This window comes from Mycoplasma procyoni, assembly GCF_017052595.1.
GTDB lineage: Bacteria > Bacillota_I > Bacilli_A > Mycoplasmatales > Metamycoplasmataceae > Mesomycoplasma_A > Mesomycoplasma_A procyoni.
Map to the genome: position 1 here is coordinate 1 of NZ_JAFIDB010000014.1, position 10,852 is coordinate 10,852.

Consider the following 10,852-nt stretch of genomic DNA (forward strand, 5'->3'; position numbering starts at 1 on the left):
GACATTTTTTCCTTTCTTTTTTGCCCGGCAGGCCCGCCGCCCCTCCCCCTAGGGGGAGGGCTTAAGTAACCATAAAGTGGAACAAAAAAACTTAACAATGTGTTGTTAAGTTTTCTGTCCCACTTTAATTTCAGCCTATAAAAATAATTTTAAAGAAAGCGAAGTAAGTGGTGATATTACAAAAATAAAATCAGAAAACATTCCAGATTTTGATTTTCTGCTTGCTGGTTTTCCTTGCCAACCATTTTCATCCGCAGGAAAAAGAGATGGTTTTAACGATACGCGAGGAACTCTATTTTTTGAAATTGAAAGAATTCTAAAAGACAAGAATCCAAAAGGTTTTATTCTTGAAAATGTTGAAGGATTAATAAATCACGAAAAGGGAGAAACACTAAAAATAATACTGGAATCTTTGACTAATTTAGGTTATAAAGTTAGCTATAAACTGATAGATTCGCTTAAGTTCGGATTAGCTCAAAGCAGAAAAAGAGTTTACATTGTTGGCACAAAAAGTGACTTAATTGATCTAAATAACTTTGCTGAAAGAGAATCTAAATTCATAGACATTCAAGAGCAAGGAAAAGATATAATTAGTAGCTCCTTTACAGAAAAATTACTCTCTCGTTTTTCGCTTAATGAACTATATGGAAAGTCCATTAAAGACAAAAGAGGTGGCGATGATAACATTCACTCTTGAGATATCGATCTAAAGGGGAAGGTATCACAAACACAAAGAGATCTATTGAATCAGTTACTAAAAGAAAGAAGAAAAAAGATTTGAGCACAGGAAATAGGAATTGAGTGAATGGATGGAATGCCGCTAACAAAACAACAAATACAAACATTTTTTGATGCAGAAAATCTTCAAGAACTTTTAGATGATTTGGTCAAAAAAGGATATTTAGTTTTTGAGTACCCTAAAAAATTAGTTAACAAAAAGAGAGAATATGATACTTCTAAACAAAAGGGATATAACATTGTAACCGGAAAATTATCGTTTGAATTTTCTAAAATCCTTGATCCTAATGATGTTACCCCAACACTTGTTGCGACAGATGTAGAAAAATTAGGAGTTATTGATAATGGAGGAATAAGAAAAATAACCATAAGAGAGGGCTTAAGGTTATTTGGTTATCCAGAGGACTATAATTTAGATTTTCTAAAATATAAAGAAAGTTTGGATTTACTTGGAAATACTGTGTGCATTCCTATAATTTATGATATTTGCAAAAGAATTGCACAAACACAATAAACATAACTCGCATAGCGAGTTTTTTTAATCAAACTCTATTTTTTCTGTAGATTTATTAAATATATCGATTCTGTTTTCTATATTTACTCTTTCAACTATTCAACCATAATAGTTGCACAGTTTAACAAAATTATCAATGCGATTTTTTCCATTTAATTCCTTTAGTGTTATTACTAAAGCAAACTTAAGATTATTTCTATCTTCTGTGTTTAATCTTGTTTTTGTTTTGATATCAATTGCTCATAAAGGATTTTCCAGATAGGCTTTTTTAGCAATTCTTTTTCTTCCATTTTTGCAAACAAGTGATTCAGAAAAATGTTTAACATTATCTCATTTTCTGTATTGATTTCTAGCTCTTTGTTCTGTTGTAAGTTTTTTATCTTGACTATTTTTATCAATACTTTCCAATTGAAAAGCATTGTTTTTATAATGCATTCTTCCAAATTTAAGATCAAGCTCGACATTTGTATAGTCCACTCCTTGAGATCTTGTGCATCTTGGAAAATAGACCATTGTCATTTTGGCAATGTAAGGATGTTTTCTTTCTATAACAGGAACAGGAATTTTATTATTGTAGGTCTGATATTGTTTTATTTCTGAATTAATAATAAACCTTATTTCATCTTTTTTAGTTGATAAAATATCACTAATTTTAATTGGAACTACTCCATAACCTTTATGCTCAATATCTTCTAGATTGTTGTTTCATTCGGTTGCACTATGAATTAATAAAGCTTTAGCTTCTTCTTTACTAAAGTGCATTATTTCTATTAAATAAGCAAGCTTTCTAGCTATCCAAGGAGCTGCAAAAGAAGTTCCCATCACAAAGCTTTCTCCTGTGTTTGAGCAAACTCTTATTTTTTTAGAATCACTTCCACCATAATAACTTATGTCTGGCTTATTAAAAAAAGATAAAACAGGTCCTTTTCTTGAGTAATCTGTTGGTTTTTTGTTTTGATCAACTGAATTAACAACAACTGAATTGAGTGAATCTGCTGGTGCACCTACTTTTTGAACTGAGTGGTTTGAGTTTTTGTTAGTTCCTGCAACAACAAAAATTACATTGTTTTCTGCTTGAATTTTATCTAAAATTGAAGCTTCAAAAGAACAAAAATTCTCATTAACTTCTCTTGAAGAACCTAATGAAATATTTCAAACCTTAATATGTTTATTTTCTAAAACAATTTCTTGGATAGCTTTCATTAAACTAAAGGAACTTAAAAAATCATGCTTAGCAACTCCAAAATGCTTAACTCTAAAATTACCACAACCATCATCTAATCAAGGATTTAATCTTGGTCCATCAACTATTATTGAAGAAACAGAAGTTCCGTGATAAAAATCTTTTGAACTTAATCCAAGATTTGGATTAACTTTATTTTCAAATTCTACTCAATCACCAAAATAAACTTCTTTATCAAACATTGTGTCAATAACACCAATTATAGGCTCATTTGTTGGTTTATGAATACTAAAAACAATATCTTTTTTATTATCTTTTTTCTCCGGATCAGAGATTGGTGCTATTTCTGTAAGATCGCTTATTCCCATAGAAATTAAAAAAGGTGCTTTTTGTTTTAATAACTCAATTTGATCTTTATTTAATAACATAGTAGTGTCATCTATGATGTAAATATTATTCGCATCAAATCCCAATTCATCCAGTATTTCTCTTGTTTTTTTATTTGTTTCATAAATAGTAATTAATGATTGATTTGCAAAATCAAAATCATCAATTTCTGTTTGAACACTTATTTTAGTTATATGAGAAGCGTCATTGATATAGTTAACAAAAAGAGTTTTGGGAAGTTTATAATTAAATTTTTCAGAAGCAGTAGCAATTAGTTTTTTATGATCTTGATGAGTGATTTCTCCTTTAAAGTGTTGATCTACTTCTTGAATCATAATCTCTAAATCATCAATTGTTTTTTTGATAATTTCTTTTTCAACACAGTGAGTAATTATGTGGTGTTCAAAGCTCTTTTTAGAAATTTTTGCACCTACAATAGAATTATTGTTTTTTTGTATGTTTCCATGAAAAAATGCAGATATTCTGTTGCTTTTAGCAATCACTTTGTTATAGTGAATATTAACTAAAGGCGTAATTTTAAGCTTCTGATTTTCTCAAAATTTTAAAACACTTTCCAAATCATTTTTGAGCCTTAAAAAATCCAAAGAAGTTATTTTTTCTGTTTCTTTGATGCTGTTTAAATGAAAACCAGAATTATTTTTTGCTGTTTCAAACTTTCCTTTTAAAATTAATAAATCATTCATTTTAATCCTTTAGTACTCTTGAAACTTGACTCTTCGAAACACCAGTTAATATTTCTATTTCCCTAAGTGTAAAACCTTGATTTTGTAGTGTTTTTAGATCTGGAGTTGCTGTGTTTTGAAAGTGATTATAAATTCTTTTTAGATAATCAAATTCGCTTTTAAGTTCACTAAAAGCAATGGATGTTTTAATGATGTTTTTTAGGTCTCCTGGATATGGAATTGTATTGCAAACAGAAAGGATTTTTCTAAATAGTTTTATGTTTCTAGAAACATCAGTAGTTTTGTTTAAAAAACTGTTTAAAATGATTTCTGCAACTTCAATTAGATCTTCTTTTGAATATCTATTGAAATCAACAATAAAATCAAATCTTCTTGTTAAAGCTTTATCAAATAAATTAACAAGATTTGATGTTGCTATAATCATAATTTTGGGATTTAAATTATCAAGTTCTTTAAGAATGGTTGATGTTGCTCTACCCATTTCTCTAACATCATTTGAGTTTACTCTATCTAGAGCAATCACGTCAATTTCATCAAAAAGAATAATTGCTTTTTGTGGTTGTTTAAGTTCATTGATTTCCTTAAACAACTCGCTTATGTTTTTTGATGTTTGTCCTAAATGACTACTAATTAATAAAGAAAAATCAACAGAAAATAATTCTCTATTAAGTATTCTTGCGATTTGTTTTGCACTTTCTGTTTTTCCCGTTCCTGGTGCACCACTAAAAAGAAATTTGTTAACGCCAATCTTTTTTTGAGCAGCATTAACAATTCCTAATATATCATTTTTAATTGCATCAGGAAGTGGTAACTGATCTGTGTTAGTGTTAATTTTTTTAACAAATTTCATCTCTTGTTCATAAATGGAAGGACTAAAAGTATTTCCATTTGCTAATAAAGTAATAATGTATTCTGAAAGTTGTCTGTCTCCAAGTTTGCTGAATTCATTTGCAATTAAATAAGCTTCAGTTCTAAAAGAATTATCATCATTTTGTGCGTAATATTTAATTAAGTTAATAATATTTCCCTTTGTCATTTTTATTCCTACCTTCTAATAAAATAAGTATATCACACTTGGGACAATAAATTTAAAAAAGGGACAAAAAATAAAATATTAGCAAATCAAAACCGCGTTTTTTTGTTTTTAGTTTATAATTTAAATATATTTAAATTAAAGGAGTATAAATGAATAAACAAAAATTAGCAAGCAAGATTTGAGCTGCTGCAAACGACATGCGGGGAAAAGTTGAACCGCATGAATACAAGGACATTATTATAGGATTACTTTTCTATAAGTTCTTATCAGATTCTCAAGAACAAATGGTAAAAACAGAGAATCCAGAGCTTGACATCAAAGAAATATTAAGCGAAGGTTATGAAGATTATGAAGAACTTAAGGAGTACTTAAAAGAAGAAAGAGGATATTTTATTTCTTACAAAAATCTGTTTTCAACTTGAGTTAAAAATAGTCATGAACTAAAAATAGGTAATATTGTTGATGCAATCAATATTTTTGAGGATAATGTTCTTGAAGATGTAAGTTCAGTTTTTAAAAATATCTTTAGTGCATTGCTTACAACTATTTCAAAAACCGGAGATGAAGCATTACAACAAGCACAATATATTACTAAAGTTATCTCTATAGTAAATCAAATTCCTGTTGTTGAGAACAAAAATTATGATACATTAGGTTTTATTTATGAATACCTAATTGCTAAATTTGCTGCAACCGGTGGTAAAAAAGCAGGGGAGTTTTATACACCTCACGAAGTTTCTGTTTTAATGTCTGAAATAGTTGGAGAACACCTAAAAGAACGTGCAAAAAATGGAGACAAATTCTCTATTTACGACCCTACAAGTGGTTCTGGTTCTCTTTTATTACACATTGGTAAAAGTATCTCAAAATACTCACCAAAAGGAGAAAGAGTTTTAAAATACTTTGCTCAAGATTATATGCCAGAAGCCTATAACTGAACAAGAATGAATCTTCTAATGAAAGGAATTCAACCTGAAAATATTGAAGCAAGAAGAGCTGATACTTTAGAACAAGACTGACCAACAGGAAATGAACTTTATTTAGATGCTGTTGTATCCAACCCGCCTTATTCTTTAAAATGAAATCCAGAAAATAAAGCAAGCGATCCAAGATATTCAGGTTATGGTTTAGCACCTAAAACAAAAGCTGATTACGCTTTCTTACTACATGATTTATATCACTTAAAACCAAGCGGAATCACAACAATTGTTCTTCCTCACGGAGTTCTTTTTAGAGGAAACTCAGAAGCAGAAATCAGAAAAAACCTTGTTGAGAAAAACCAAATAGACACAATTATCGGTCTTCCTGCAAATATTTTCTTTGGTACAGGAATTCCAACAATTATCATGGTACTTAAAAAATCAAGACCAACATCTGATATTCTCTTTGTTGATGCTTCTAAATACTTTGAAAAAGATGGAAAAAATAATAAATTAAGAGACTCTGACATTAAGAAAATTCTTGATGTTGTAATCAAAAGAAAGAATGTTGAAAAATACTCAAGAGTTGTTCCAAAAGAAGAAATCATAAAAAATGACTACAACCTTAACATCCCACGTTATGTTGATTCTTCAGAAAAAACAGAATCTTGAGATATTTCTAACTTAATGCTTGGAGGAATTCCTCAAAAAGATATTGATGAGTTTTCAAAATACTGAAAAGAATTTCCATCACTTAAAGAACAACTTTTTGATACAAACAACTCAAATAGACTTAAAGTAGACATCGAGTCTATTAAAGAAATTATTGACAATAACAAAGAAACAATAGCGTTTTCAGAAAAAGTAAAGAACTCTCTAAATTCATTTGAGGCTTCTTTAAAAGATGCTTTATTAAGTAAATTACCTTCTATTTCTTCAAAAGAAATAAATGAACTTTATGTTAAATTAGGTAATGAAATATTAGAAATTCTTTCAAATTCACATCTAATTGATGAATACGAAGGTTATGAAATCTTTTCAAGAGACTGAAAAATAATTTCAGAAAATCTTGAGGAAATTTCAAGCTTGAATTCACTATCTCAAGTAGTTTCAGAATATGAAGACAGCATTGGTTTAAACAAAAAACTAAAAGATGCTGCTTCAATTGATGAACCTATCATCAAACTCGAAACAATTAGAACCAAATTCTTTAGTAATTTAAGTCAAGAAGTAGAAGAATTAAATAGTTCTTTAGAACAAATTAAACAAGAACTTAGTGAGCAAGTAGAAAACTTAAGTGAAGAGCAAAAAGAAATTGAAAACCTACTCAAAAACGAAACTTCCTTTAATGAAAAAGAAGTTACTAAACTGATTAAAACAATGAAAAAAGAAGATCTTTCAAACGAAGACAAGGACCTTCTTGTTGTTTTAAACACTGTAGCAGATCTCTTTGTTAAAGAAAAGGAAATTTCAGCACAAATCAAACAAAAATCAGCTGATTTAGAAAAACAAGTGATTGAAAAATACAAAAACTTAAGTGAATCAGAAATAAAAGAAGCACTCGAGTACCAATGAATTGGTTCAATGATGCCAAACCTTTACACTCTTTCTTCTTCAGTCACAGAAAAACTAGCAACTAAATTAGTTATTCTTGCAAAAAGATATAAAGAAACATTATTTGATTTAGATCAAGAAATCGAAAAAACACAAAATGAAATAGCTTCTTTATTAGATGAACTAGTTGGTTCAGAAGAAGATATGAAAGGTTTAGAAGCCTTTAAAAAACTACTTACACAAAACAAATAAAAACACTAATTAAAAGATCTTTAATTAGATTTTTTAATTCTAAAAAAGGAGAAAAATGAAAAAATTTAAAGATGAAAAAGAATTTCACCAAGCTGTAATTGAAGAACTTAAAAATCAATATTGAGACTCTAAACTGGATGAGTTTCCTAATCTTCTTGATTGACCAACAGAAGAAAAACTGAAGGAAAATTGAAGAAAAATAATCACAAAAAACAATAGCCAAAAAGAAAGACTAGGAGAACACCCTCTTACAGCCGAAGAACTAGAGCAAATTATTGATCAATTTAAAAACATGGAACCATGACAAATAAACGAATGAATTAATCATGGTGAAGTTAAAATTAATAGACTACATCCAGACGCTAAAAATCGCCACGTTACACTTGATATTTTTAAAAAAGAAGCAGTTCGTGGTGGAGATACAATTTACCAAATTGCTAGTGAAGTAATTATAGATAAAAAAGACAGCTCTACCGCAACACCGGATACTCACAGAGCAGATCTTATGTTGTTAATTAATGGTATGCCGATTTATCATATAGAACTGAAGGATTCTGCAAGTAAGCTTGACGAAGCATTTAATCAAATTTCAACATATCACGGATCAAGAAAAGTGTTTAATAAAAACTTCTTTTCTTTAGTGCAATTCTTTGTAATAATGACACCTGAAAAAATGGAATATTTTGCTAATGTAGCAAATGACAAAAGCTTTAATAAAAAGTTTCGTTTTACATGAAAAGATGAAAATAATAAACCCATTCAACAATATGATGAAGTAATTAAAAACTTTTTACAAATCCCTCATGCTCACGAAATGCTTTCTTACTATTCTGTTGCAGACGAAACTGACAAGACTCTAAAAGTTCTCAAGAGCTATCAAGTACATGCTATAAAAAGCATAAGAGATGTGGTTGAGCGTCATAACTGGGCATCTAAAAAACAAGAAGGTGGATTTATTTGACACACAACGGGTTCTGGTAAAACTCTCACAAGTTATAAAACTGCCCAAATTCTTACAGAAACAAAAGGTGTAAATAAAGTTATTTTCTTAATGGATAGAATTGAATTAGGCAAACAAACCTTGAATCAATTTAAAAACTTTGCCATAAAGCCTGAAAATGTAAATGAAACACATAATGCTCATGATTTTTTCAAAAAACTGAAGAGTAAACAAGGTCAAGAAAGCATTATTGTTACCTCAATTCAAAAAGCATCTAAAATAGCAAAAGAAATAAAAGAAACTGGTCAAATCAGCAAATTCCTTGATCAAAAAATTGTTTTCATAAGTGATGAAGCTCACAGAAGCACATTTGGAGATATGATGAGCGATATAAAACAAAGTTTTCCAAATGCACTATTTTTTGGGTTTACAGGAACTCCAATATTTGAAGATAACAACAAAGGTGAGCAAGTTACAGAAGGGATTTTTGGAAAAATTTTACATAAATACACTATAGCTGAAGCTATAAAAGATCAAAGCGTTCTTAAATTCAAAATTTCTTTTGAAAAAGATTATCCAAGTGAAGAAGAATACAGAAAATGAGCTTATTGTTCACTAAAAAATATTGCTGATTGTAGTGATGCTAATCTTTCTTTATACCCTAAAGATCAAACCTACCAAGATCTTGTTATAAATGAAACATGAAGACTCGGACACTCTATAATTGATGAAGAAACTGGAAAAGAACTCTACCCAAGTGTCGAATCTTGCTTTAAAAATTCTTTTTATAATAATGATAAATACAGAGAAAATGTTGTTAGAAATATTATTCAAAATTGAAATGCTATTAGTAAAAATGGTAAATTCCATGCTATTTTTGCAACAAGTTCTATACAACAAGCTATTGAATACTATAAAATGTTTAAAAAACTAAATAGCGAACATAATTTAAAGGTTACAACACAATTTACAATTTCTCAAAATTATCAAGACGAAGTTGTAAGCGAAGAAGAGGAAAAAAACGCAGATTCTATTAATGTTTTAGAAAATGTAGTAAACATTCTTGATGATTACAACAAACAATTTGATACAAAATTCACAATTTCTCAAGAAGATTATGAAAACTATAGAGCTGATGTTGCAGATAGACTCGCACACAAAGGGAATCATTTTGATATAGACACAAAACCAGAAAAAAAACTTGATATTTTGATTGTTGTTAATCAAATGTTAACGGGTTATGATTCTAAATGAGTTAACACACTGTACATTGATAAAATTATTGATTATGCAAATCTAATTCAAGCTTTTTCAAGAACAAATAGAATTTTCGGCGATGATAAACCTCATGGAAGAATAGTTATTTTCAGAAAACCAAATACTATGAAAGAAAATACTGAAAAAGCTCTAAAACTTTATACTTCAGAACCGGAAGCAGTGCAACAATTACCAATCGAAAAATTTATAACAAGATGTAATGATGCCTTTGCAGAAATTAAGAAAACAATTTCTTACAACCAAAAAGACAATACTTTTGATATTGACAATAATATTCCAGAAGAAAAACTAAGAGAATTTATTAAACAATTTGGTATTTTTAATACAAACAGAATTACAGCAAGACAACTAGGAATGAGAGAAGAAAATTCTCAATTTATATTTGTAAGAGAGGATGATTCTGTAAAAGGAATAATTATTGATTTTACCCCTTATAACGTTAAAAATCTAAATAATCTATATTTTGGAAAAGCTAGAGAATTGCTTTCAATGATGGAAAATTTAAGTCAAGATGCAAGAAACGAAATACAAATAATTAGAGCCACATCAGATTTTTCTGAAGAAAGTAGTATGATGGTTGATGAGATTTATTTAAACAAAATAGTAAAAGAGGCTTTAATAAATCCTTCAAATCAAAATAAACAAAAACTAAAAGAAGGAATTTATTCTTCATATTGAGGACAAGAAAGAGATGATGCTCTTGAATTAGTTGAAGAAATTTCACAAAATCCAAAACAATTTTATGAAAATGTTGAGGAATTTGAATTTACCAAAACACACAATCAAAGACAAGAATTAAAAAGAGAAAATGCTGTTAATGACTTTTGTGAGGCATTAGGAATTGAAGATAAATCAGTTGTTATTGACAAGAAAAATGCTAATTTCTCTTCCAGAAAAGATTTCTGACAACAAGGTGATGACGCTGATATTTTAGATAAAATAAACACTGAAGTTGCTTATGAATATATTGCTAAAAAATTCCCTGAAATTAACCCTAAACAAAAGTTTATGTTTAAGAAAAAACTTAAAAAAGTTATTTTAGATTTTATTCTACATGATAAATTTGAAAAATAAGACAACAACGAATACTGTTTAGTATTCGTTTTGTTTTCTCTTTATTTATTTGCTGTATAATTTAAATAATAATATGAACTAAAAGGAGATAAAAATATGCAAAACACAAAAAATGTACCCAAAATTCGCTTCAAAAATTTTACTCACGCTTGAGAACTTAAAAGCCTCGAAAATTTGACTGAAATTACAAGTGGAGAGTTTGTAATAAAAACAAAACAAAAAGAAAACGGAAAATATCCTGTTTTTAATGGTGGAATCTCAAATACAGGATT

5 protein-coding genes are annotated in these 10,852 nt (G+C 28.7%); 3 read left to right on the plus strand and 2 right to left on the minus strand.

All coding sequences use genetic code 4. The features are described 5' to 3' along the window. Window positions 1–127: 127 nt before the first annotated feature. Entirely contained in the window at window positions 128–1,252 is a 1,125-nt protein-coding gene (dcm, locus tag JV122_RS04045) for a DNA (cytosine-5-)-methyltransferase (RefSeq protein ID WP_308699327.1), read from the plus strand. 24 nt (window positions 1,253–1,276) lie between these two features. Here dcm and JV122_RS05105 read toward each other — a convergent pair whose 3' ends face one another. Beyond that, complete coding sequence (locus JV122_RS05105; protein ID WP_205843235.1) at window positions 1,277–3,526, minus strand: S8 family peptidase; 2,250 nt, start codon at window positions 3,524–3,526, stop codon at window positions 1,277–1,279. A 1-nt stretch (window position 3,527) separates the two neighbouring features. Next, entirely contained in the window at window positions 3,528–4,562 is a 1,035-nt protein-coding gene (locus JV122_RS04055) for an ATP-binding protein (protein WP_205843236.1), read from the minus strand. Between the two features lie 149 nt (window positions 4,563–4,711). Here JV122_RS04055 and JV122_RS05110 point away from each other — a divergent pair, with 149 nt between their 5' ends. Together JV122_RS05110 and JV122_RS05115 are read left to right on the plus strand one after the other, a co-directional pair. Next, window positions 4,712–7,288, plus strand: a complete 2,577-nt coding sequence (locus tag JV122_RS05110) for a type I restriction-modification system subunit M (protein WP_205843237.1) — start codon at window positions 4,712–4,714, stop codon at window positions 7,286–7,288. Window positions 7,289–7,343: 55 nt separating this feature from the next. Next, window positions 7,344–10,580, plus strand: coding sequence for a type I restriction endonuclease subunit R (locus JV122_RS05115; protein WP_205843238.1), 3,237 nt, complete (start codon window positions 7,344–7,346; stop codon window positions 10,578–10,580). Window positions 10,581–10,852: the final 272 nt, after the last annotated feature.